The following is a 24,520-nucleotide window of genomic DNA, read 5'->3' on the forward strand; positions in this document are numbered from 1 at the left end:
AAGGAGCATCATGATGAAAATAAACGCGGCTGTCACCAGCAAACTAAGCGGGTAATGAAGGACACATAGACCGTCAGCTCGCATGGTTGATGAAAAGGACGAGGATGTTTCGAAAAAATACACCAAAGTGATCGTTAGAAAAAAAGCAGTCAAAAAAGAAACGATCCATAGCAATATCAACATCAAACTCTCTTTCCTCCATATATAATCAAAAAGCCTTGATGAGCTAATCCGCTCATACAAGGCTTTTCTTGTGATTCACGTTTATTCAGGATAAATATCGAAGGGTTCCTTCGTTTGAACAGTGTCTGATTTCCCTTTCAAACTTGCATACGCAAGCATTGTATACTCACCAGGTTCCAGCTTTTGACCTTGATTGATCGTGCCATTCCATTTTACGCGGTGTTCTCCTTTATCTACATGTTGATAAACACCTGCTTCACCTAAATACTCTCCATCTGTCGAGTAGACGAGAAATGCAAGGTTCTCAGCGCCACCAGGCAGATAGCTGCTAATGACATAGCTTCCAGCACGGTTATCCGGCTCGACGGAAACCGAAGTGACGCGCGGATAATCAGGCTCTTTTACAATCAATAAAGTAGGAATCTCTGTGACCTTTCTGCCATTTTCACGAAGGGTAATGCTGCCTTGGTACGTTCCTTTTTTGGTTTTACCGTATTTCACTTGTACCGCGGAAGTAAAGGACCCAGTGGAATTCCCTTTGACAGTGATTTTTTTCGTTCCGTTTGTGCTGATGCCGCTGCCATTGAATTTGTAATCAATGGTATACGTTTTCGGTGCTTTTGAAAGGTTTTCTACCTTGAATTTCTTCGTTTTGATTTGAACGCCTTTTTCTTTCAAGAAAGTGCCGTAAGAATAACTCGCATCAGAAACGATAGATGACGCTTGGAGTGATTCGATGATGCGAACACTGCCTGTCCCTTGTGTGTTATGAGGGAATGGGCTGCCGTTTGCGTCAAAAAGTTTTTCTGCTGTATTCATCAGCAATGCTTTGATCTGTTCTGTTGAGTAAGATGGTTTTGCTTGCTTGATGATCGCTGCGACCCCTGCCACATGCGGTGAAGCCATGCTTGTTCCTTGCTTTGAGCCATATCCGTAAGGCTGAGAAGGGTTATGCGTTGGAATCGTACTCACAATGCTGACGCCAGGTGCTGATAAATCAGGCTTAATCATCCACGTATCCACAACTGGTCCGCGAGATGAGAAGTCAGCGACTTGCTCACTAAGTTCTTTGACAAATTGAATGGAGAAAGTCGTTGTATTATTACCAGTCTCAATAGTTTTAACAAGTGCTGTTCCTTCAGCTTTTGAAAGCTTAATCGTAGGAAGAGCGAGACCCGGTACATCGACTGGAATTTCTCCATCGGTGTTGTTATACATCACAACGCCGATTGCACCAGCAGCTTTTGCATTGTCGACTTTATCAACAAAGGCAATGGCTCCTCGTTCGATCACGGCAACCTTTCCTTTCACATCGATGTCTTCAAATGCTTTTTCGTCACCGATACCTGCATGGACGAGTGTGACTTGTTTTTGGTCAAGTGCTTTTAAATCACTCTCTTGATAGTAGCCCATCACTTTTGCAGTAGAATAGTTCGGGAATTTCACACTATAAAGGCTGTACGGAAGTTGAGTTGCTCCGACAGAAATGGCATCTCTTGACGTGCCGGGAGAACCGACTGTCCAGCTGTTCGGTCCGCTGTTTCCATTCGATGTGACAGCGACAACGCCTTCAGACATGGCCCAATCGAGTGCGATGCTTGTGGCATAATCAGGGTTATTCACACTGTTTCCGAGAGAGAGGTTCATGACATCTGCTCCATCAGTAACAGCGCGGTCGATGCCTGCAAGAACGTTCTCAGTTGTCCCAGACCCGCCTGGTCCAAGTACACGGTACGCAAGAAGTGTGGCATCCTTTGCGACACCTTTAATTTGTCCATTGGCAGCAATTGTTCCTGCGACGTGTGTGCCATGGTCTGTCGATTCACCTCTAGGGTCTCCTTTAGGCGTCTCTTGCGGAGAATAATCGTTATCAACAAAATCATAGCCTTTGTATAAACCAAAGTTTCCTTTTAAATCAGGGTGGGTATAGTCTACTCCAGTATCAATGACAGCGACTTTTACCCCTTTTCCAGAGTAGCCGGCATCCCAAGCTTTTGGTGCACCGATAAATGGAGCGCTTTTATCCATAAGAGGGGAGACATCTTCATTTGGAAGCTGAATGCTTTCCTTTTTCACTTCATCTGTTTTATATGTAACATCCGGATAAACGGCTTTTACTCCGTCAACTGCGAGCAGCTTCGGAATTTCGTTTGCAGGAAGTTTCATAGAGAAACCAGAGAAGACTTTTTCATATTCTTGACGAACACTCGCTTTATCAATTTCTTTGAGTGCTGCATTTTTTACTTTTGTTCGAGATTTTTTGAGGGAGGCCTTTGTTTGAGCTTTGCCTTCTTGCTTGGCTTCAACTAAGGATTTTTCCTTTAATTCAACAATAACAGTGGTATGTTTTCTAGAGTTGACATTGATTTCACCGAAGATTTCTGCTTTTTCCAATTCCACCTGTTTGTTCGATGGAGCGGCAGCAGCCTGTTGACCTGTAAAGAATGTGGATAAAATAAAAATAGTGGAGAACAATAGAACAGAAGAACGAGAGATGACCTTTTTCATTAATTTTCCCCTTTCTAGCTGTGTTTTTAGGGAGATAGCCTTTCTTTTTGTGGATAAATAGGAAAGATTCACTGCCCGTTATTAAGTATTCAATACGATGAAAACAATTCCTTTACTAAAATGGTCTTATTTTACATAGTTATAAAGAACTATTTTGTTTATAAAGTCTCACTTATGCACAAACTCCTGTTGATAACTCAATTATTTAGATATATATATGGAAAATAAAAAAATCGCATACACAAAATCTAGTAATGGGATGTTGATATGTGGATAAACCCTGTTGATAAGGTGTGCTTATCTTTTGGATAGAGTGTGTATAAAATTTTTATTCAAACATCCTCGTACTTGATGATCTTCTGCACTTTTCAACAAAACTTCTGAAAACTAGTTTGTTTTTTCACCCAGATTGTGACAAACCTCTCTTTTTTCTCGGGATATGATAGGAGCAGTTGTTTTGCTAGAACTGCTAGATTCTAAGAAAAGCGGAGGGATGTTCAGTGAGGAAATTCAAAAACTGGTTGAGTGTATGGTTTGGTTTCATGATGAACGTGCTTGTGAATCCTGGTGTGATGATGAAGCAGCAACGTTTTCAGGCGGTCGCGGTGGATGATAGGTTCTTTCAAGTCGTGAAAGAGAGAGAGCTAGAGAAGCTGGCAGAAGAAAAGAAGAAGAAGCGCAGGTCAGAGAAACCGTTTCAGCAAAGTCTGATGATGCTTGATGAGAAGACGGCGAGAGAGGCGCGTGCTGGTCCGCTCTTACCTTTACATGAGAGATGAAACAGGGTAAAATCCCTCATAAGAAACGTTATCTGGTGGGAGAGGATACCCCTTGAAGATATATAAGATATTGAATAACAATGCGGTGATTGTAAAGGAAGGTGATCAGGAGAAAATTGTGATGGGGCCTGGAATTGCTTTTCAGAAGGGGAAAAATGACGTCGTTCCCGTTCAAAAAATAGAGAAAATCTTTGTTGTGCGTGAAGAAAATGAGAAATTCAAACAAATTCTTGCGACATTGCCAGAAGCGCATATTGAGGTGGCAGAGCATATCATCAGTTATGCAGAGGGTGAACTGATGATGCCGCTTAGTGATCATATTCATATATCACTGACTGACCATTTATCCTTTGCCATTGAGCGCATTCAAAAGGGCATTGTGCTATATAATAAATTGCTTGGTGAGATCAAAGTCTTATATAAGCAGGAATATGATATTGGAAAGTATGCCATTCGTTATGTAAAGGATCGGCTTGGGGTTGAACTGCCGGACGATGAGGCAGGGTATGTGGCACTCCATATTCATACGGCCAAAATGAATACGGAGTCTATGAAAAAGACCGTGAAATATACAACGATGATCAAAGAAATGATCGAGCATATAGAAAGCTATTTTCAGCATTCAATTGATGAGGATAGTATTTCCTATCAGCGGCTTGTGACACATTTGAGGTATGCATTAGGCAGGTTGGAATCAAATGAGGCATTTCAAATCATGGACGATGACATGCTGAGTTTTATCCAAACAAAGTATGATTTGGCTTACCAGTGTGCACGTGGACTCGCTGATTTGTTAAAAAATGAATATGAACTTCATCTCCCTGAATCGGAGATCGGCTACATCACGCTGCATGTCCAGCGTCTGCAGGATGCCGAATTGGTTTAGTGGTTGTGCCTGCATGCAGGCTTTTTTTATGCACACTACTCTTATTAGTGTATATGGGTCAATTGATTCGAAAAAAGAGGTTGACGCACGTCTCACTCTTATACTATGATGAAAGCGTAATCAAAATTTGATATCGTGGGATTGTGACTGCCAGGCAGGCAAGACCTAAAATTTGCGTAACGAGGGGACGTGTATGTCCTTTTATCGTTGGTGAATTTTAGGTCTTTTTTGCTTTAAAAAAGGAGGAGACAACATGGATTATCAAAAAACAGCCAAAGAATTAACAAAACGATTAGGCGGCAAAGAAAATGTCATCAGTGCCACGCATTGTGCAACAAGACTCAGATTGGTGATAAAAGATGAGGAACTGATTGACAAAGAAGCCATTGAGGAACTTGAAGGGGTGAAGGGGGCTTTCTCAAGCTCGGGACAATTCCAAATCATTTTTGGAACGGGGGCAGTCAACAAAGTATATGAACCATTTGCTCGTGAGACTGGTCTTGAGACAGGAGACGAGAAACAAAAGCCTGTCAGCCATGATGAAGCAGTGAAACAAAAAATGAATCCACTTGCACGTTTTGCAAAGACGTTATCAAATATTTTTGTACCGATCATTCCAGCAATTGTTGCAAGCGGTTTATTAATGGGCCTATTAGGCATGATGAAAGCCTTCAAATGGGCTGACCCAAGCTCTGCGATCTTCCAAATGCTTGATATGTTCTCAAGTGCAGCCTTTATCATTTTGCCGATTTTAATTGGGGTCAGTGCAGCGAAAGAGTTTGGTGGAAATCCGTATTTAGGAGCCGTTATTGGGGGGATTATGATTCACCCGAACCTGCTCAACCCGTGGGGGCTGACGGATGCGAAACCAGAGTATATGCATTTATTCAATTTTGATATTGCTCTTCTTGGTTACCAAGGAACAGTCATTCCAGTCTTATTGACTGTGTACATCATGTGTCTTGTTGAAAAGAATTTAAGAAAAGTGGTTCCGAACAGTATTGATTTACTTGTGACCCCGTTTGTGACGGTGATTGTGACTGGATTTGTGACGTTTATTGCAGTTGGACCGCTTGGAAGAATGCTCGGTACTGGAATTTCGAATGCATTGACATTTATTTATGATCATGCAGGCTTCTTAGCAGGACTCATTTTCGGAGGTGCCTACTCTCTCATTGTTCTTACAGGGGTTCATCATAGCTTCCATGCGATTGAAGCAGGACTGCTGAATGATATTGGGCGTAACTATTTGCTGCCAATTTGGGCCATGTCCAACGTAGCTCAAGGCGGGGCGGGATTGGCTGTCTTTTTCTTAGCGAAACGCGCGAAAACAAAAGAAATCGCACTTCCTGCAGCTTTCTCAGCTTTCCTAGGTATTACCGAGCCTGTCATATTCGGTGTCAACCTCCGCTATCGTAAGCCGTTTATTGCCGCGATGATCGGAGGCGCATTAGGCGGGGCATTTGTTGTCTTCACGAAGGTTGCAGCCAACGCCTATGGTTTAACGGGTATTCCGATGATTGCGATTGCCGCGCCATACGGTGTGCAGAATGTGGTGAATTATGTGATTGGTATGTTAATCGCTGTTGCTGTTTCATTTACTCTCACCATCATCTTTAAAGTAAAAGAAGTAGAAAAATAATCAAGGAGTGGTCACAGTCATGACAACAACCGACGCAGCACTTCGTCAAAAGGTAGCAGACCGTATTCGAAACTATGAGCATTTGGTGAAAAAAGATGTGTACCGTCAGCATTTTCATTTAATGCCGCCAGTTGGTCTTTTAAATGACCCGAATGGGTTGATTCAGTGGAAAGGGGTTTACCACGTTTTTTATCAGTGGCAGCCATTCAAAACGGGACACGGCGCAAAATTTTGGGGCCATTACACATCGACAGATCTAGTGAATTGGCAGCACGAGGAAGCCGCCCTTGCCCCAAGTGATTGGTTTGATCAAAACGGCTGTTATTCTGGCAGCGCAGTCATTGACGATGGACAGATGTATGTGATGTACACTGGAAACGTTCGCGATGAACAAGGAAACCGTGAGACATATCAATGTTTAGCTGTTTCAGAAGATGGCATTCATTTTCAGAAAAAAGGTGTCGTGGCGACGCTACCAGAAGGATTCACCGCCCATTTTCGTGATCCGAAAGTATGGAAGCGAAATGGCCAGTGGTACATGGTTCTTGGTGCACAAAGCCTGGACCTGAAAGGGAATCTCGTCTTGTTTACCTCTGATACTTTAGACAATTGGACGTTTCAAGGCATGATTGCTGGCAGTGGGAAAAATGGATTAGAGGATTTCGGTTATATGTGGGAATGTCCAGATCTATTTGAATTAGATGGCGGGGATGTATTGATTGTGTCCCCGCAGGGGCTCAAGCCGGATGGCTTAAAATATCATAATACACATCAATCAGGCTATTTTGTTGGGAGATTGGATGATCATACCTATCAATATACGCACGGAGCGTTTGAGGAGCTGGACCGCGGCTTTGACTTCTATGCGCAGCAAACCTTTCTAGACGAATCAGGCAGACGTCTTTTAATCGGATGGATGGGGGTGCCTGATCAAGGAGAAGAGCATCATCCAACGATTTCGTATCAATGGATACACTGCCTCACGATCCCGAGAGAGCTGCGTTTAGATGATAACGGACATCTGATTCAAAAACCAGTCACTGAGCTCCAGGCGATGAGAACCAATGAACAAGAGAATGTTTTTCATATCAAACGCTCCGTCCAATCGATTCCTGTAGATGATATTACAAGCGCAGAGGTATTCATTGATCAAATTGACACACAAAAAGGGTTTGAATGCTGTATTCGAGCGGCAGCCCGTATCATTTATGATAAAGATGAAGGCAAATTAACATTAGAGCGAGATCGATTTGAAGATCGATCAAAAGAAGTTCGAGAAGTAGCAATAGAGGAATTACACGACCTTCACATCTTTATCGATGCATCGTCGATCGAGATTTTTGTAAACGGAGGCCGAGAAGTATTTACTGCTCGTTACTTTCCTTCCCCGGGAAATAAATCAATCTCGATCAGTGGCAGAAATGAAACAAAGCTTAAACTAAAAACATGGCATTTACAAAGAAAAGCAGATCAATGATCTGCTTTTTCTAGTGAAATCCGCCTGTATCTTAGAACCTATAACATGTATATACAAGGGTGGTCTGAAGCGGTTTGATGACGTTTTACATATATGATAACAAGTGGAATTATGGTATCATTTTAAAATATATACAGCTGAGGCTGACGTTTATCCAAATGCGGTAGGACAAAAAGGGGTTGTTTACTTGAATTCAAAACAGCAGCCGACGACTAGAAAACGCTTGGAGACAATGGCAGATCATGTTGAAGATAAACGTGAAGAATATAAAGAATTGCTCATTCAAGTCCAATCTATTCTCGGTGAACCTTCTCTAGAGCAGGAAGAATTAAAAGAGAAGCTGTCAGATACGTATAAACAAATGAAAGAATATGCCTTATTTGTTGAATCCATTGAAGCCTTTATTCGAAAAATGGCGAAAGAATCTGATCAGCAAAAGTAGGTATTCCTGTATGGATAAAAGAGTGTACCCAGACGCGGGTATGCTTTTTTTCATGAAATGAAAGGGTGACGTCAATTGAAGATAGAAACGTATATTTATTTGGAGGACAAGAAGAAGTTTGTACCCATTGATGATATTGAAAAGATCAAAACATTCGTTGCTACGAAAGAAGATTTTATGGAACAAGGGTACGGAAAGATTTATTATCCAAGTTTACCTCTAGAAATACAGTTGGAGAGAAAATCCGATCGAGAAATTATGTTATCACTTGAAAATCAGATATTGGTGGCCGACTTTAAAGAGTTTGTATATCAACTCATTGAATCAGGTCGTCAATTTATCGAGTTTTTAAAAGTGATTACGGGAAGACCTGATGATAAGTGATTTACGTGATGAATTTGAGAGAATAGAGAAGGTATACAAGAGCTTGTAAGTACAAACAAAACCCGATTCGCCCATTAACAAGGCGGATCGGGTTTATCTATTCTACTTATCAAAACGATGAGCAGAATGCTTCGTTGGTCCGATGTATTCATTTAGCTGGAAAGAGCCTTTGATGGCAGCTGTGATGAATTCTTTTGCTGCATAAATGGCTTCTTTCACGTCTGAGCCGTTTGCTAGTTCAGCTGTGACTGCTGCTGAGAATGTGCAGCCTGCGCCGTGTGTGTATTCTGTGTCGATCTTATCTGTTTCAAGGCGTTCGAAGGTTTGTCCATCATAAAGCAAATCGATCGCTTTATCTTGGCTTAGCTTACCGCCTCCCGTGATGACCACATACTTGGCACCAAGTTCGTGAATGCGTTTTGCCGCTTCTTCCATTTGTTCAATCGTTTTGATCTCACCGATTCCGCTTAATTGACCTGCTTCGAAAAGGTTAGGCGTGATGACGGTTGCCAGTGGTGTGAGTTTTTCGCGCAGTGCTTCAGCGTGCTCTGGGTAAAGGACTTCGTTCGCACCCTTACAAACCATAACAGGATCAATGACGACATTTTTTAGGTCGTATGTTTTGATGGTGTCAGCTGCAAGTTCGATCACGTCGACCGTTGGGAGCATACCCGTTTTCAGTGCATCTACCCCAATGCCTTCTACAATGGTAGAGAGCTGCGCACGAATCGTCGCCGTATCAATTGGAAACACCTGATGATCCCAATGGTTATGTGGGTCCATTGCAACGACAACGGTTAAAGCTGTCATCCCGTAGACGTTTTTTTCTTGAAACGTTTTTAAATCTGCTTGGATACCTGCACCGCCGCTTGAATCCGACCCTGCGATGGTGAGTGCTTTATTCATAGACATAGTTGCTGAACCTCCAATGTGATGTGTAACAGTTACTGTTCTATCCCTTATTATAATCAGCTTTTCCGTTTATCACAATGAAACGACATAAAAAAGCGTTCCACCCTAGGAGGAACGCCTTTCTCCTTACCTTTTACAAATCACCAATTTTCCTTTTTTCAGTTCGTCTAAAAGTGTTAAGGCTAATTCCTGATCCGCGCCAACCGACATCATTTTGGCCATGAGCTCGTCATCCCGGGTGCGGATGACATTGGCGATTTGATCTAAAATCCCTTGATCGACCGCTGTCATGCTTTTGGCATTTGTATGCTCTGTGACGGTATCAGAGCGTTCTGGATCGTACGCGAAAACGAAAATATCATCCTTTGCTGAATGTATTTGTTCAATGGTCTGTTTGGCTTCTTTGCTATTTTCTACTGTGAAGTATTCCATCGTGATCACTCCTTTTCATCAAAAATTCCCATTTTCCCGTCACATCAAACCGCCTTTTATATCATGAGAAGAACGTCATTTTATGTTTTAATGGAAAAAGACGAATCTATTAAAGGAGTAAGCTGAATATGAAGATTTCCTTATTAATTGTGACACATAACCGGCTCAGCGCACTGTGTGAGCTGCTTGAATCCATTACGAGACAAACTGTACAGCCTTTTGAAATTGTGGTCGTGAATGATGCAGGAGAGCGAGTCGACATCATCCAGGAACTCTACTCTGAACTTCCGATCCGCTTGATCCATTTAGATGAGAATGTCCAGCATGTGAATGCTAGAAACGTGGGGGTGCGGGAGCTGACAGGCGATGTCATCATGCTGAGTGACGACGATGATTACTTTACACCTTGTCATATTGAACGTATGAGTAAGGCGCTGGAGGACGCCGATTTTGTCTTTTCTGATGCAGAAATTGTGTCATTTGAAGAAAAAGGCGCGACCCGTTTCCCGGTGTCGAGACGTTTATTTGCTTATACAGCAGCTATTGAGGATATGCGTGTTTTTTCTACCTATGTTCCTTCCGGCAGTATGTACAAACGCTGTATACACGATGAGATTGGCTACTTTGATCCAGCGATGCATCATTATTGGGACTGGGACTTCTTTTTGCGTGTATCACAGCATGCCCGTGTCAAACGAGTGCCAGCTGCCAGCGTGATCTATGCGTTTTTTGACGGCGGTGGGAATCAGTCTAGTGATCTTGGTGAAACAAGGAAGAACTACTTAGATGATCTAAGTGAAAAGCATGAGCTGGGTGACCTGCCGACAGCTAACTTTGCTGTCTTATTAGAAGAACCAGCGATGAAAAAACGAGAATCAGAGAGTGATATTGTGTGGGACGGAAAACCGATGATCTCCAGACTAACGCAGCAAATAGAAGGAGGAGAACCCCAATGAAGCCATTTTTAAATGATAGCTGGTGGGCTGTGATGAAAAGTGAATTTGAACAGCCGTATTATCAGGAATTACGTGAATGGATGAAGGAAGAATATCGCACGCAGACCGTTTTTCCGAAACCGGATGACGTTTATCGTGCGCTTCATTTGACGTCTTATGAAGAGGTCAAAGTGGTGATTTTGGGACAAGACCCTTATCATGGCCCAGGTCAGGCACATGGATTAAGCTTTTCTGTTCAGCCTGGCGTGAAGCATCCGCCCTCATTGAGAAATATTTTTCAGGAGCTAAAGGATGATCTTGGCTGTCCTGTTCCAAATCATGGCTCACTTGTGAGCTGGGCAGAGCAGGGTGTGCTGCTCTTAAACACTGTGCTGACCGTGAGAAAGGGCGAGGCGAACTCGCATAAAGGCAAGGGCTGGGAACGTGTGACAGACCGTGTCATTGATGTGCTGAATGAACGTGATCAGCCCGTCGTTTTTGTGTTATGGGGAAGACATGCTCAAAATAAGAAAGAACGCATTGATCAAAACAAGCATTACATCATTGAGTCACCTCATCCAAGTCCTTTTTCTGCAAGAAACGGCTTTTTTGGCAGTCGTCCGTTTTCAAAGGTAAACGCGTATTTAAAACAAATGGGGATCGAAGAAATCAACTGGTGTATCCAAGGTATTGAGTGAAAAGAGGACGAGGGGAGAGCCCCTTCGTCCTGTTTATTTTAAAAATTTACGAACCAAGTCTAGTCCGTTTTTCGCATTTGGATAACGGAAGGAAAAATCGAAGCGATTGGTTTGGCGCAGGACGCTTTTTTCATGTGTAAAAGTAAAGAAGCTTTCTTTCCCGTGATATCGTCCCATGCCGCTTTCGCCCACGCCTCCGAATGGCAGGTAAGGGGTAGCGACATGCATGAGCGTGTCATTGATACATCCTCCGCCAAATGAGAGATGGTCTAGGATATAGAATTCTGTTTCTTTACTTGTTGTAAATAAGTAAAGAGCAAGCGGCTTCGGCCTTGTTTTGATCATATGCGCTGCCTCATGCAGAGAATCAAAGGTCATGACAGGCAGAATCGGTCCGAAAATTTCCTCCTGCATGACGGGATCTTCCCATGTGATGTGGTCTAAAATGGTCGGAGCGATTTTGAGCTCGTGTTCATTGCGCTGTCCACCCGTGACAATCGTTCCATTTGAGAGGAATTGTGAGAGTCTGTCAAAATGACGCTGGCTGACATTTTTCCCAAAGTGCGGATGTGTTTCAGGGTGTTCACCATAAAAGTCCCGGATACAAGCTGTCATTTCCCGCAAAAGGTCCTCTTTAATGGACTCATGAACGAGCAAATAGTCTGGCGCAATGCATGTTTGCCCTGCATTGGTGAATTTGCCGAAAGTGATTCGCTTCGCCGCTAGTTTGATGTCTGCATCAGGCATGACGATGCAAGGGCTTTTTCCGCCAAGCTCAAGTGTGACAGGGGTCAAATGCTTTGCGGCGGCTTCCATGACGATTTTGCCTACTGCCACACTTCCTGTAAAGAAGATATAATCAAAGGGCAGTTTCAGCAGCTCTGTACTGACATCTACACCGCCTTCTACGACAGCTGCATGGTCTTCTTGAAATACACGTTCCACCATTGCGCTGATTATTTGTGAGACTTGCGGCGTCAGCTCAGACGGTTTTAAGATGACGGCATTACCCGCAGCAATAGCTCCGACTAATGGAGAAAGAGCCAATTGGAAAGGATAGTTCCAAGGGGCAATGATGAGCACACTGCCGTAAGGTTCTTTGATGATCATACTTTTCGATCCGATATGAGTCAGAGGTGTTCGCGCGTGTGTTGGCTTTGCCCATTTGTGAAGATGCTTGATGGTATGATTGATTTCTTCATATACCATCCCAATCTCTGTTGTATAGGCTTCTTGTTCGGATTTATGTAAATCATGGGCTAAGGCTTGTAAAATATCCTTTTCATGCTGTTTGATTTCTGCTTTTAAGTCTTTAAGGAGACGGATGCGTTCTTGAACCGGCGGCTTTTGAAAGACTTTTTGTTTCTGAAAAAGAGCAGTGAGTTTGTCCATTATTCAATCCTTTCATAGACGATTTTGTTCCTTTTATTATGTGTGAAGGGCTTTGACGGGTCAAATAAGAGCAACATGAGCGCACTGCTTTGAAAAAATGAACCCATTTCGTTTGTTCATTTGGTAAAATAATGTTGGAAAACGAATTTTTTAGATTGGAGGGTATGCCCTTGAATATTCATATATCAAGTCTGCTTCAAAAAATGGAGGAAGCGGTTCAAAAGGCGAAACAAAGTGGAAATGATGAAGAGGTGAAACGTCAAGTGGCGGCGATTTCTTCACTGTGTGATGTCATTCTCGATGCACCATCACAGGTGCAAATGCCGCAGTCGCAGGTTATCTCGCCACCTTCTTCGATACAGACACCGTCTGCGCCGCCCGTATCCTCAGATCAAGCCATGCTTGAGAAACTGATGGGTGCGAGTGGGGCGAAGAAATTTCAGCATCAAGAAGAGAGGCAAAAAGAGAAGGATGGGAACGGCGACTCTATTTTTGATTTTTAATGGTCTTGTCACGACAAAGGGAAGGTGATCGGTTTGAAACTATTTTTGGGCGCCATTCAGTGGATGGCATTTTTTATCGCAGCTTCTATTGCCGTACCAATTGCGATTGCACAAGCGTTTGAATTAAACCAAGTGCAGTCAGCGGAGCTGATTCAAAGTACATTCTTTTCACTTGGTCTTGTGGCGATGGTGCAATGTTTATGCGGCCATATGCTGCCGATCAATGAAAGTCCAGCAGGGCTTTGGTGGGGTGTGTATACCCTTTATGCAGGCATGACAGGAACAATTTTTGCGACGTATCCTGAAACCCTGCAAGCCTTACAAGGAGCTTTAATTTTTAGTGCCGCATTCTTTTTTATTTTTAGTTTATTTAAAATCATTAATTGGCTCGCTTCTTTATTTACGCCAGTCGTCACAGGCATTTACTTGCTGCTGCTAGTTGTGCAGTTAAGTCAGCCGATCATGCAAGGGCTGATGGGCATCGGCTATCGAGGAAATCAGGTGGACGGGCTTGTCTTTTGCTTATCGATCTTGATTATTATCCTTACCTTCATGATCAGCCGCTCAAAATGGCATTACTTAAGGCAGTTTTCTGTGTTATTTGCCCTTGCAGGAGGCTGGTTGTTATTCGCTCTACTCGGGTTGGCAAAGCCGGTTCGAATTCCAGAAAAAATCATCGAGTTTCCGAAGCTGTTCCCATTCGGCATGCCGGTCTTTGACAGTGGACTACTTGTCACGTCCTTTTTTATTACGATCTTACTCATTGTGAACATGCTGGCAAGTATTCGAATTGTTGAAAGTTCAGTGAAGGCATTTGGTGAACTGCGTGAGCGGAAGAGAGCTCGGCCGGCTGGTTTTGTCGCAGCATTTGGTCACTTACTGAGCGGATTGATCGGTGCCATTGCGCCTGTACCTATTTCCGGAGCAGCAGGATTTATACAGACAACGAAAATTCCATCGAGAAAGCCATTTTTCATAGGAAGTCTGCTCATTGTACTCATTAGTTTGTTCCCGCTGCTCATGAGCTTTTTCTCCGCATTGCCATCACCTGTGGGGCTTGCTGTAAACTTTGTGGTGTTCTCCTCGATGATTGGGATTGCGATGTCAGAGTTTGATCAGTATGAGAAAGAAGAAATTCCGCGGATTCGCTTTGTCCTAGGGATTGCCGTTTTAGCAGGTGTAGGGGCGATGTTTGTACCGCAGGGAGCCTTGAAAGGCATGCATCCTGTGCTCATTTCATTATTAAGCAATGGTCTTGTTCTAGGTACACTCATTGCGATCGCGGTCGATCAAGTCCTGTTACGAAAGAAAAAGAAATCCGACAATCTCGTGTCAACGTAAAGGGAAAGTTGATTGTCGTCTGTCACCCGCGCTATGATAAACATAATTGACGAGATAAGGAGAATGACGAATGAAACTATTTTTCATTTTAGGTGCGATTAATGCCATGCTAGCTGTTGGACTCGGAGCCTTCGGTGCGCACGGTCTGGAAGGGAAAATCCCTGAAAAGTATATAGAGATATGGAACAAAGGAGTTCAATATCAGATGTTCCATGCGATTGGATTATTTATTGTCGCCTTTCTTGCAGATAAGCTGTCAGGTGTTTCTCTAGTTCCAACCGCTGGCTGGGTGATGCTTGCAGGCATCCTTTTCTTCTCAGGAAGCCTTTACGTGCTGGCATTGACACAGGTGAAGATTCTAGGTGCCATTACCCCAATTGGCGGAGTGGCGTTTATCGCTTCTTGGATCATGCTTGTCGTTGCAGCAGCAAAAAATTTATAAGTCAAAAAACCGATGCTCTGAGAGGGGCATCGGTTTTTTTCTTAATTCCAGTAAGGGGCATAATTTGGCGGTGCTTGATAATAAGGGATGTAGTGAGACGGAGGGACAGGATGCGTTTGTGCCTCCTCTTCTCTGTGGCAAAATGGTCCGATAAACACACTTGGCTTCACAGGCTGTGTCGCCTGCTTCCACTGTGTTTCGTTCATACAATACGTATGTGCCATGATGTGAGCAGGGGTGAGGGTGAGAAGGTCTGAGCCTAGGATCACTTCTGGCGTAGATGCGTTAAAAACGGCTAACAAATGAGTTCTGTCTTGGAGGGCAACTTCATAGTGCCACCAGCCTTGAGGTACGTTTGCCACCTGTCCAGGGGTGATGGTATAGGTGTGCAGTTTTTTTGTGAATGGATTCAGCATCGAGACAGCAGCAGAACCGGCTATACAATAAACAAGCTCTGCGGCATTTTGATGATAATGAGGCTCTACGACTTTGCTTTTACTCAAATATATATCCAGCAGGGATACTTGATCCAACGAGTTTAATTGTTTTTTTCCTAAAACATTAATCAGATTATGCTGATCGTACTTCACAAGGGGGCTTTGACTCAGATCGTATGAATATTTAACATTCGGTGATGTATAATCCAGCTCAACAGTCATTGATGTCACCTCTAGGCGTTTGATAAAAACTACTAGGCATCTTATGACCAGCGCCTTAGAGGTGTGACAAAAACCTAGTCAAAAGAAAAAAGCAAGGGCGCCTGCTCCTTGCTTTTGCTATATGTGGCGTTATCTATCTCGGAGAATACGTGGACATAGAGTATGGATAGTCGTATTGAATTTCCCCATCAAACGTAATGTAATCAAGATAGATCGTTAATAGTAAGTATCGTGTTCCCGTCTTATTATCACTAATGATAATGTGGTCACGTCCTGCAGCTTCAATGACGCCTCTGAAAATCTTCGAGTTCCATTCCTTACTTGCCTCAAACGTCATGTAAATCGTGGCTACCTTGCCGCGGTTCAATCGTAAAATATTTTCAATATAGGACTGCTCGATTGGCAGCTGACCAGTGACATTCTGCTGATAAATCGGTCCAGAAGGAATTTGATACGGCTGCCCGCCGCTCTGCGTGCCCTGCCCCCCTTGTGAAGAACCAGTAGACGGCATTGGTGAAAATCCCTGCTGCATTTGTCCTTGCATTTGACCCTGCATTTGGGGAGGGACTGAATAACCCATCTGCTGCGCAGGATACGGATTTGCTCCATATTGTTGCTGGCGAAAATCTTGACCTTCGAAACCCGAACCTTGCCCAAATTGATTTTTCAATTTCATAACGTTCCTCCTCTTTCCTCATGGTGTTCTAAACAGAAGGCGCTTAAGCACCTGTTGTTTCCATAGCATTCTTTCTCTCTTTCACACTATGAGACAGGAGGATGGAATATGTACATTGAACGAAAAAAAGGAACTGCGGTGCAGTTCCTTAGGCGTGGGCAAACCCTCGCATTCTTTGCCAGATCTGCGCTTCGTTGCTCACGAATATCAAATTCTCTCTGATGCTCAACCTTCCTTACATCATCCAATTTACAGCGCGCTGGACACCAAATAAAAGTGTAATGATAAGAAAACATGCCGCAAGCGGTGTGATCACAATGAGAAAGGCTTGCCATAATCTGAGCTTCATCACAGCGACAATGCCTAAAACAGTCATTCCAAATATCCACGTCTTTGCATAAGCATCAATCAGTGTCAAAAGATCGAGATAATACCAAACTTCATAATGCTGATCTAAATAAGGTGAGATTTTGACAAACGTATACGGACCAAGCATTCCAATAGTGAAAATCCAACTGAGTGAAAATAAAGCGGAAGGGAAAAAGATCGTCAGCGTGCAGGCTTTGAGCACATTTCGATATGCTGTTTGACTGCCAGAAAAAAGATGCCCTAACCACTTTAGGATGAGTACACCGAAAAATAGAACCAGATTGCCTGCAAGAATACCATATCCCGCTCCTTGTAACAGAATAAAAGGGAACGGAATATGATTGCCCATATACTCGCTAAAATAACCTTCGTAGACCCAGCCTGTACCAGCGATACTTGCAAGGAGCATCATCAGCCAAATTGGAATAGAGGAATGTTGATATGAGCGAATAATCGTTTTTGTTGCGACGAAAATTTTAAAAAATCGAAAAAAACCTTTTGCTTCCTCTTCTTGGGAGTGATCATTCTTCATAGCTTCCAATGTTCTTTACTCCTTTAATACACATAAATGATTACTTATATTACCAAAAAGTTCGCGTTTTTCAAAGATAGATCAATAAAAAAATACAATTTTATAAAAAATAGGTCACTCTACAGTCTCTTTAAGAGGAGACACATATGATAAACATAGTTTGAAAGAGACCGAGGTGAAAACTTTGACAAAAGTAACTGTCATTATGACGAGCTACAACAAGGCGGCTTACGTCGGCAGATCGATTGAAGCGGTCTTGCAGCAGACGCTTTCAGACTTTGAACTATTTATCATGGATGATGGTTCAAACGAAAAAACCCTTGCTGCGATTGAGCCCTTTCGCAAAGATCCCCGTGTTCATTTTATCCAAAGCGGTGTCAAATCGCTGGAGGAGAGAACAGTGAAAACTCGATACGCCGTCCTGATTAATCAAGCATTAGAACTGGCAAAGGGCGAGTATATTTCCTATGCCACAGATGACAATGTCTATGCCCCGGACCGTTTAGAGAAGCTCACTCATTATCTAGATGCACGACCAGGTGAGGATATTGTCTATTCTGCATCGAAAGTAATCTATTTAAATAGCAAAAAAGAGCCAGTAAAGGAAACGATTCGACCTGCGCAAACGGTGCAATGGAATGCACCCTGTGCCATAGATCATTGCTCGGTCGTTCATCGTGCATCTATTTTATCAAAGATTCAAGCTGAATTTGGGTCTTACTGGGACGAGAGTCCGCATTTTTATCGAATAGGAGATGCCCGGTTCTTTTTTCGATTAAATCATTTTTATCCGTTCTATCCCTTTGATGAAGTTTTAGATACAAATTACATCACAGAACAGTCGATTCACTATCAGCTGGCAGAAGAAGAGAAAAGTGCCTTTATTCAAGCACTTCCTGAGCAGTCTACCTGCTGGGAGCTCCGCCACATATTAAAACAAAGACATGGGAGGTGACCTGAAGTGTCGCACTATATTCATCATTATTGGCAGGTGTACTTTGAGTATGTGAATCTCATGAAGGATTTGTCCTATAAACAAATTCCTCTTGGGTTGATCAGCAATTTCTATCAATATATCAGTCCTGAAGTAAGGGAACGCATGGAGGATGAAGCATTCGGTCAAGAATTGACAACCGATTGTCCATTGCCGGAAGAGATTCAGCCATTTTTTGATCAACATAAACAGCAGATCAAGCGAATTGCTTATCGTCCGGCGAATGGAAAGGTATTGCTTCACTTTGAACATCTGCGTTTTACTGAACAAAATTACACGCGGTTCCATCCGAGTCAAACGGTGGTGCTCGCTCGCTGGAAGAAGGCAGATTATTTCGGTTTACCTGTCATCAGCAAGCCGGAATTAGCCGGAGAGGTTAATAAAGAAGCCCATGCTGAATATATTGAAAAAGCAAATGCTCTCCTTAAACCTTACGCAAAGCACCCCGTCTTTGGCAATGTCTTTTTTAGAGAAAAGCTTCGGAAGGACATTGTGCAATTTATTGATGTGATTGACCAGACAGAAGTTCTATTTCAGATGGAGCCAATTGCAGCCGTCATTGTGGGGACGACGGAGGATGCTTACAGCCGCGTACTGGCACTGCAAACAGTGAAACGCCAGCTCACGAGTATCTGTCTTCAGCACGGCGCACTTATGGGAGACGAAGCCTTTTTGCCGATTTTCACGACGTGCCATGGGGTGTTTGGAAAGTATGAAAAGGACTGGTATGTAGACAAAGGCTGTCAGCCGGAACAGGTGGAGATCACAGGTCATCCGAGGTTTGATTTGGTGAAGGATCGAACGCCGCTTCAACAGGAACTCATCTTTCGTAAATTGAACTTCAATCCTGCCAAAAAGACCGTGCTTGTGGCAACGCAGCCGTTCTCAAAAGCCTTCTATGGTGATGTTCTTAAAACGATTGCAAAACGGAAAGACATTCAGTTGATCATGAAGCCGCATCCGTGGGAAATTGCCCGAAACCGATTAAATGAGTATGTGTCCATTGAACGAGCTGGAAATCATGTGAGATTGATTAAAAAAGATATCGACTTATATGACCTGCTGCCATATATGGATATGGTCATTACGCTCACATCAACCGTCGGTCTTGAAGCAATGCTCTTTGAAAAGAGTGTGCTGATCGGGAAAATGACAGAAGGCAGAAGATACCCTTATTACGAGTCGCTTGGCAGCTATCATATGGAAAACCCTGTTGAACTGGCTGAGAAAGCCATTCGTATTTTGTCGGATGATCAAGAGATGAAGCTGGCAAAGCAGCAAGGAGCTCAATTCATTAAACAACATTATCCGCATGCGCGATCGACCGATGTTCTGCTTTCTCTGCTTAAAACAAAAACAGGTGTGGATTTTCAGAGATGAAGATAGGGGTGTGCAAGCGATATGGAAAAAAAGAGAGCGCAATTTCTTCCTTATGCCCTGCCGTTGATTGAGCAGGAAGAAATTGACGAAGTCATTGGAACATTAAAATCCGGCTGGCTGTCAACCGGACCAAAAGTAAGACAGTTTGAAGAAGAGTTTCGGCAGCTGACCGGTGCAAAACATGCGATCGCTGTCAATTCATGTACGGCTGCTTTATTTTTAGCCTTAAAGGCTAGAGGGATTGGGAATGGGGATGAGGTGATTACAACGCCTCTGACATTCTGCGCAACAGCCAATACGATCATTCATACAGGGGCAGCACCTGTATTTGTCGATATTGACCCAGCGACTCTCAATCTCGATGCAGAGAAACTAGAAGCGGCGATTACACCACATACAAAAGCGATTGTCCCTGTTCATTTTGCTGGTCAATCGTGCGATATGGACCGGATTTTAGCCATTGCCAAAAAGTACGATCTATTTGTGCTCGAGGATGCCGCTCATGCTCTGTATACAACGTACCATGGCCAGCCCATTGGAGCGATTGGTGATGCGACTGCCTTTAGTTTTTATGCGACGAAAAACATAGCGACTGGAGAAGGCGGCATGCTGACGACAAACGATGATGCGCTTGCCGCTCGGATCAGAAGACTAGCACTCCATGGGATGAGCAAGGGAGCGTGGAATCGTTATGGAGAAAAAGGAACATGGTACTACGAGGTCGAGGAACCTGGCTATAAAATGAACATGTTTGATGTGCAGGCATCGTTAGGGCTTGTCCAGCTAAGCCGTCTGGATGATATGCAGGCGCGGAGAGAACAAATTGCGAAAACATACAATCAGGCTTTTCAAAAAGAAGCAGGGCTGATTCTGCCGCCTGTCCATCATGAGGGAAGACATGCATGGCATTTGTATGTACTGCAAGTGGATCCAAAAGAAGCATTCATCACACGCGATGAGCTGATTGATCAGCTGCAAAAGGAGTATAAAATCGGCACGAGTGTTCACTTTATCCCTGTTCATTTGCATCCATACTATCAACAAACCTATCACTATTCACCAGAGGATTTCCCTAAGTCACTCGCTTACTACAAGCGGACTCTCTCACTGCCTCTTTATCCAAGTATGACAGATGAAGATGTGCAGGATGTCATCACCGCGGTGCTGTCTATTTTAAAAGAACAGAAGGCATCTTCATGAAGACCGTTCATGCAATAGACGATCAGGTGCTGTCCGCTTGGCTGGAGAAATACGGCCAGAAAGCTGAACAAATGAAAGGCTTCAAGCAGTTTGGTCTTGTCAGTGGCGCCCAGCTCAAAGCGGTGCTGTTATTCGACTGGTCAAAATGGGAAAGCGGCATATTTGATCAGCATATTTTTCATGTGAAGTTTGCGGAAGCTGAGTCATCATCTGCTTTTCAAGAATTGATGGAGCGCTTCATCAATTGGATGAGAACAGAAAAATGCGATTTTTTCTTTTTACGTCTTGAAGCGGCTGATCTTGAAAAAAACCGCATCGTTCAAAGGCTGTCACATGTGTACTATGTGGGCGGTCTCACTCGGCTTGAGGCGCCGCCTGTTCACATGGAGATGCCATCAACAGGTGAAGATGTGGTGATAAGTCTGCCGGATGAAAAGGAATACGATGAGGCGGTTTCACTTGGTCATCAGGCTTTTGTGAAAAGCCGGTATGCACTCGATCCATTTTTAGACCAGAATGTCGTCCAGCATTTCTATCAAGAATGGATGAGAAACAATTTGCTCGGACGTGCAGATATCAATCTCGTGGCAAAGGTGAACGATGAAGTCGTGGGCTTGATACAAGGGATGACCAAGGGCGATGAGATGGCGCTTGAGCTGTTTGCGATTAGACCGGATGTACAAGGAAAAGGGATCGGGAAAAAACTGTTTATCGAGATGATGAAGGTCTCTTATGAGAGAGGGCATCGTTTTATTTCTGCCGGAACACAGCTGCATAACACAACCGCCATTCAGCTGTACGAAAAGACGGGCTTTAGAACAACAAATGCCTTCTTGTATTACCATGTATGGCCGAAAAAAGGAGAGAGATAAGATGGCGCATTTCTATATTGGAGATCGCAAAGTGGGGGATGGTGCGCCTGTTTTTATCATTGCAGAGGCAGGCATTAACCATGATGGAAAGCTGGATCAGGCGCTTGCTTTAATTGATGTGGCAAAAGAAGCAGGTGCCGATGCAGTGAAGTTTCAAATGTTTCAAGCTGATCGGATGTATCAAAAGGAACCGGGTTTATACGAAACAGCCAAGGGAGAAGAGGTATCCATTTTTTCTTTAGTCGAACAAATGGAGCTGCCGCCAGAATGGCTGCCAGCTTTATTGACGCGCTGTGAGGAAAAAGGGCTGATGTTTTTAAGCACAGTGTGTGACGAAGAATCTGCGGATCTATTGAATCAAACCGATCCGCCGGCTTTCAAACTGGCATCCTATGAAATCAATTATTTGCCTCTTTTGCGTCACACGGCTTCTTTTCAAAAGCCCATCATTTTTTCAACAGCCGGAGCCACTATTGCAGATGTTCATGAAGCATATGAGGCAATTATAAGCGAGCAAAACCATCAAGTCGCCATTATGCATTGCGTAGCAAAGTATCCAGCACCTAGAGCTTACACGAATCTTCGTGTGCTTCAAACTTTAGCCTCGGCTTTTCCTGAGGCAGTCATTGGCTTTTCTGATCATAGTGAGCATCCAACTGAAGCCCCTGTTGCCGCTGTGAAGCTTGGGGCAGCCATGATTGAAAAGCATTTCACGGTAGATAAGACGCTGCCTGGGGCCGATCATTCCTTTGCACTTGATCCAGAGGAATTAAAGGAAATGGTTCAGCATATTCGAGCGGCGGAAAAGGACCGAAATCAATCAGAAGAAGACGCTCATCCTCTGTCAGAGGAGATTCTTGGCAGTTCTTATAAAACGACAACAGCCATTGAAGGGCAGATTCGTAAATTTGCGTATCGAGGGATTTTTACAACAAAAGGTATTGCAAAGGGCGAGACTTTGACAGCACAAAACCTAGCCGTATTACGTCCAGGACAAAAAAGCCAAGGTCTGCATCCGCGGTACATGGAGATTTTACTTGGCGCCAAGGCTGTGAGAGACATCCCAGCCCATACAGGCGTTTCGTGGAAAGATGTGCTCATGCAGGAGTCCGAGCATGATCAATGATGTGCTCTTTGTCATACAAGCTAGAATGGGCTCAACAAGACTGCCAAAAAAGGTGATGAAACCGATCGGCGGTATGGCACTGATCGATTTCATTGTTGAACGGGTAAAGCAATCAGATCATTACAATCACAAAACCCAGAACCTCATGATTGCTACAACAGTCGAGGCAGAGGATGATCTGTTGGCTCAATATTGTTTATCAAAGGGCTATAAGGTATTTCGCGGTAGTGAGATAGATGTACTGCAGCGATTTGCGCAGATTGTCCGTCATTTTGAACCGCAAACCATTGTCCGTTTAACGGGAGATAATCCATTTATAGATTCAAGGCTTTTGTCGAAAATGGTTGAAGAACATAGACAGAAGAAGGCTGATTACACGTATACGACTGGAACGCCACTCGGTATTTCCGGGGAAATGATCGACGCATCAATTTTACGTGAAATCGACAATTTTCCCCTTACGCAGCCGGAGCGTGAGCATGTGACGCTGTATATCCGAAAGCATCCTGAGCGATTTCAACTGCAATTATTCACACCGCCCAAAGAACTCGCATATCCTGCTTATCGATTCACGATTGATACAGAAGAAGATTATGTATTTGCCACCCGTTTACTTGAGAAAGCTGGTGGATCTATTGCTGTGCCTACGGCTGAGCTTATCTCCATTTGTGAACAAGATCCTGATATTGTTCGGTTGAATCAATTTGTGAGACAGAAGGATGCTGAATGAATAAAAAAATCATGATTGTTGTGTACGGTGGTTTTTTAAGAGGGATGGGCCATGTCGCCAGAATGAGACGGCTGGCAAAAGAATTGTTTCAAGAAGGAAACGACTTATATTTCTATACAAATGAACAGATTTGTGTAGAAATGCTCTCGCATCCAGCTTGGCACGTTCATTTAGTGCAGGAACCAAACGTATTCCTTCAAATGGAGCAGGACATAAAAGAGCTGAATCCTGATCTTCTGCTGATTGATGTGCTTGATTGTGACCTCCAGTTTCTTCGATCGATCAAAGCGTCCTCCGCCTCTGCAAGGCTGGTCTTATTTGAAGAAGAAAGAGCAGAAGCCTGCCAGCTTGCTGATGCTGTCGTGAACGGCATTTATGGTGGTCTGGACGAAAAGCGTCTGCAAGTAAATGGAACGGACTATTTTTATGGAACACCTTATTTATTGTTAGATCACGAGATCAGCAGATTAAAAGACACATATGAGGTTCGAAAAGAATGCAAAAAGGTGGTTATCAGCCTTGGAGGCAGTGATCCAGGCGGATTGTTATCAAAGGCTGTATCAGCACTCTTCGAAGCTGGCCATTTACACATTCTAGCGGTTACAGGAAAAGCCTCTCGCATCGAAGAACAAATCGAGGCTGCGCATATTCAATTCATTCGCCATACGGATCAATTACCTGCCCGTCTTGCAGAAGCCGATCTGGCGATTGTTGCTGGCGGGATGACGTTATATGAGGCAGTTTGTATCGGGGTGCCCAGCATTGTCCTTTCGCAAGTAGACCACCAAACAGTGACAGCCGCTCGTTTTGCGCAAAAGGGAGCCTGCCACCATCTTGGATTAGGTGACCTTGTGGATGAAAAGGATATATGGCGTGCTGCTCGAAGACTATCCGCCAGTTACTTTCTCCGCAGGAGCATTCATCTCAATGGACGGTCACTCATTGATGGAAAAGGAACCGAACGAGTGAAAAACATTCTTATACACCTCATGAATCATCACCAAAAAGAACATAAGGATGTGTAGA

General features: G+C 43.6%; 25 protein-coding genes. 18 read left to right on the forward strand and 7 right to left on the reverse strand.

Annotated elements, in window-relative coordinates; translation table 11 throughout:
• Positions 1–264: 264 nt before the first annotated feature.
• On the reverse strand, positions 265–2,691 hold the full coding sequence (locus C6Y03_RS05020) for a S8 family peptidase (RefSeq protein ID WP_106038938.1): 2,427 nt from the start codon (positions 2,689–2,691) through the stop codon (positions 265–267).
• A gap of 500 nt (positions 2,692–3,191) precedes the next feature.
• On the opposite strand from C6Y03_RS05020, the gene C6Y03_RS05025 reads away from it, so the two are divergent.
• The 6 genes from C6Y03_RS05025 to C6Y03_RS05050 all read left to right on the forward strand — a co-directional run bounded on the left by C6Y03_RS05025 (position 3,192) and on the right by C6Y03_RS05050 (position 8,301).
• Positions 3,192–3,470 carry a hypothetical protein gene (locus C6Y03_RS05025; protein WP_106038939.1) on the forward strand — a complete coding sequence of 93 codons (279 nt, stop codon included), beginning with the start codon at positions 3,192–3,194 and terminating at the stop codon, positions 3,468–3,470.
• A 52-nt stretch (positions 3,471–3,522) separates the two neighbouring features.
• On the forward strand, positions 3,523–4,356 hold the full coding sequence (locus C6Y03_RS05030; protein WP_106038940.1) for a PRD domain-containing protein: 834 nt from the start codon (positions 3,523–3,525) through the stop codon (positions 4,354–4,356).
• Positions 4,357–4,609: 253 nt separating this feature from the next.
• Complete coding sequence (locus tag C6Y03_RS05035; RefSeq protein ID WP_106030643.1) at positions 4,610–5,998, forward strand: sucrose-specific PTS transporter subunit IIBC; 1,389 nt, start codon at positions 4,610–4,612, stop codon at positions 5,996–5,998.
• A gap of 19 nt (positions 5,999–6,017) precedes the next feature.
• Positions 6,018–7,475, forward strand: coding sequence for a sucrose-6-phosphate hydrolase (locus C6Y03_RS05040; RefSeq protein ID WP_106038941.1), 1,458 nt, complete (start codon positions 6,018–6,020; stop codon positions 7,473–7,475).
• Positions 7,476–7,662: 187 nt separating this feature from the next.
• Positions 7,663–7,917 carry a hypothetical protein gene (locus C6Y03_RS05045; protein ID WP_008359596.1) on the forward strand — a complete coding sequence of 85 codons (255 nt, stop codon included), beginning with the start codon at positions 7,663–7,665 and terminating at the stop codon, positions 7,915–7,917.
• Between the two features lie 75 nt (positions 7,918–7,992).
• The gene (locus tag C6Y03_RS05050) at positions 7,993–8,301 is read left to right on the forward strand and encodes a hypothetical protein (RefSeq protein ID WP_106038942.1); all 309 of its coding nucleotides are present in this window, start codon (positions 7,993–7,995) and stop codon (positions 8,299–8,301) included.
• Positions 8,302–8,403: 102 nt separating this feature from the next.
• Here C6Y03_RS05050 and C6Y03_RS05055 read toward each other — a convergent pair whose 3' ends face one another.
• Together C6Y03_RS05055 and C6Y03_RS05060 are read right to left on the reverse strand one after the other, a co-directional pair.
• On the reverse strand, positions 8,404–9,213 hold the full coding sequence (locus tag C6Y03_RS05055; RefSeq protein ID WP_106038943.1) for a bifunctional hydroxymethylpyrimidine kinase/phosphomethylpyrimidine kinase: 810 nt from the start codon (positions 9,211–9,213) through the stop codon (positions 8,404–8,406).
• Between the two features lie 126 nt (positions 9,214–9,339).
• Entirely contained in the window at positions 9,340–9,645 is a 306-nt protein-coding gene (locus C6Y03_RS05060) for a YflT domain-containing protein (protein ID WP_034660395.1), read from the reverse strand.
• 128 nt (positions 9,646–9,773) lie between these two features.
• On the opposite strand from C6Y03_RS05060, the gene C6Y03_RS05065 reads away from it, so the two are divergent.
• Together C6Y03_RS05065 and C6Y03_RS05070 are read left to right on the forward strand one after the other, a co-directional pair.
• Positions 9,774–10,601 (forward strand): glycosyltransferase family 2 protein, encoded by an 828-nt coding sequence (locus C6Y03_RS05065; protein ID WP_034660394.1) that lies wholly within the window; start codon positions 9,774–9,776, stop codon positions 10,599–10,601.
• A complete protein-coding gene (locus tag C6Y03_RS05070) occupies positions 10,598–11,278 on the forward strand; it encodes a uracil-DNA glycosylase (RefSeq protein WP_034660393.1) in 681 nt (226 codons plus the stop codon). The genes C6Y03_RS05065 and C6Y03_RS05070 overlap by 4 nt, the downstream gene beginning before the upstream one ends.
• 33 nt (positions 11,279–11,311) lie before the next feature.
• Here the strand turns inward: C6Y03_RS05070 and C6Y03_RS05075 are convergent, their stop codons facing one another.
• On the reverse strand, positions 11,312–12,670 hold the full coding sequence (locus C6Y03_RS05075; RefSeq protein WP_106038944.1) for an aldehyde dehydrogenase: 1,359 nt from the start codon (positions 12,668–12,670) through the stop codon (positions 11,312–11,314).
• A 170-nt stretch (positions 12,671–12,840) separates the two neighbouring features.
• On the opposite strand from C6Y03_RS05075, the gene C6Y03_RS05080 reads away from it, so the two are divergent.
• From C6Y03_RS05080 to C6Y03_RS05090, 3 genes are all read left to right on the forward strand, one after another.
• Entirely contained in the window at positions 12,841–13,173 is a 333-nt protein-coding gene (locus tag C6Y03_RS05080; protein WP_106038945.1) for a YwdI family protein, read from the forward strand.
• 33 nt (positions 13,174–13,206) lie between these two features.
• A complete protein-coding gene (locus tag C6Y03_RS05085; protein ID WP_106036416.1) occupies positions 13,207–14,514 on the forward strand; it encodes a purine/pyrimidine permease in 1,308 nt (435 codons plus the stop codon).
• 70 nt (positions 14,515–14,584) lie between these two features.
• Complete coding sequence (locus C6Y03_RS05090) at positions 14,585–14,956, forward strand: DUF423 domain-containing protein (RefSeq protein ID WP_008360968.1); 372 nt, start codon at positions 14,585–14,587, stop codon at positions 14,954–14,956.
• Between the two features lie 41 nt (positions 14,957–14,997).
• On the opposite strand, the gene C6Y03_RS05095 is transcribed toward C6Y03_RS05090, so the two are convergent.
• The 3 genes from C6Y03_RS05095 to C6Y03_RS05105 all read right to left on the reverse strand — a co-directional run bounded on the left by C6Y03_RS05095 (position 14,998) and on the right by C6Y03_RS05105 (position 17,192).
• Positions 14,998–15,615 (reverse strand): cupin domain-containing protein, encoded by a 618-nt coding sequence (locus tag C6Y03_RS05095; protein ID WP_060597536.1) that lies wholly within the window; start codon positions 15,613–15,615, stop codon positions 14,998–15,000.
• A gap of 133 nt (positions 15,616–15,748) precedes the next feature.
• Complete coding sequence (gerQ, locus tag C6Y03_RS05100; RefSeq protein WP_106038946.1) at positions 15,749–16,291, reverse strand: spore coat protein GerQ; 543 nt, start codon at positions 16,289–16,291, stop codon at positions 15,749–15,751.
• Positions 16,292–16,526: 235 nt separating this feature from the next.
• Positions 16,527–17,192 (reverse strand): YIP1 family protein, encoded by a 666-nt coding sequence (locus C6Y03_RS05105; protein ID WP_223260733.1) that lies wholly within the window; start codon positions 17,190–17,192, stop codon positions 16,527–16,529.
• Positions 17,193–17,376: 184 nt separating this feature from the next.
• On the opposite strand from C6Y03_RS05105, the gene C6Y03_RS05110 reads away from it, so the two are divergent.
• From C6Y03_RS05110 to C6Y03_RS05140, 7 genes are read left to right on the forward strand one after another with little or no spacing between them, the layout of a single operon-like run.
• Positions 17,377–18,147 (forward strand): glycosyltransferase family 2 protein, encoded by a 771-nt coding sequence (locus tag C6Y03_RS05110; protein ID WP_066031799.1) that lies wholly within the window; start codon positions 17,377–17,379, stop codon positions 18,145–18,147.
• A gap of 6 nt (positions 18,148–18,153) precedes the next feature.
• Positions 18,154–19,566, forward strand: coding sequence for a capsular polysaccharide export protein, LipB/KpsS family (locus tag C6Y03_RS05115; RefSeq protein WP_106038948.1), 1,413 nt, complete (start codon positions 18,154–18,156; stop codon positions 19,564–19,566).
• Positions 19,567–19,587: 21 nt separating this feature from the next.
• On the forward strand, positions 19,588–20,766 hold the full coding sequence (locus tag C6Y03_RS05120) for a DegT/DnrJ/EryC1/StrS family aminotransferase (protein WP_106038949.1): 1,179 nt from the start codon (positions 19,588–19,590) through the stop codon (positions 20,764–20,766).
• The gene (locus tag C6Y03_RS05125) at positions 20,763–21,638 is read left to right on the forward strand and encodes a GNAT family N-acetyltransferase (RefSeq protein WP_060597532.1); all 876 of its coding nucleotides are present in this window, start codon (positions 20,763–20,765) and stop codon (positions 21,636–21,638) included. Before C6Y03_RS05120 ends, C6Y03_RS05125 begins: the two co-directional genes overlap by 4 nt.
• A gap of 1 nt (position 21,639) precedes the next feature.
• Positions 21,640–22,764, forward strand: coding sequence for an N-acetylneuraminate synthase family protein (locus C6Y03_RS05130; RefSeq protein WP_106038950.1), 1,125 nt, complete (start codon positions 21,640–21,642; stop codon positions 22,762–22,764).
• Positions 22,754–23,494: a cytidylyltransferase domain-containing protein gene (locus C6Y03_RS05135; RefSeq protein ID WP_106038951.1), complete on the forward strand. Its 741-nt coding sequence runs from the start codon at positions 22,754–22,756 to the stop codon at positions 23,492–23,494. The genes C6Y03_RS05130 and C6Y03_RS05135 overlap by 11 nt, the downstream gene beginning before the upstream one ends.
• Positions 23,491–24,519, forward strand: coding sequence for a PseG/SpsG family protein (locus C6Y03_RS05140; RefSeq protein WP_106038952.1), 1,029 nt, complete (start codon positions 23,491–23,493; stop codon positions 24,517–24,519). Before C6Y03_RS05135 ends, C6Y03_RS05140 begins: the two co-directional genes overlap by 4 nt.
• Position 24,520: the final 1 nt, after the last annotated feature.

The sequence above is a fragment of the Bacillus sp. LNXM65 genome (assembly GCF_002998575.1).
In the GTDB taxonomy this organism is placed as follows: Bacteria; Bacillota; Bacilli; order Bacillales; family Bacillaceae; genus Bacillus.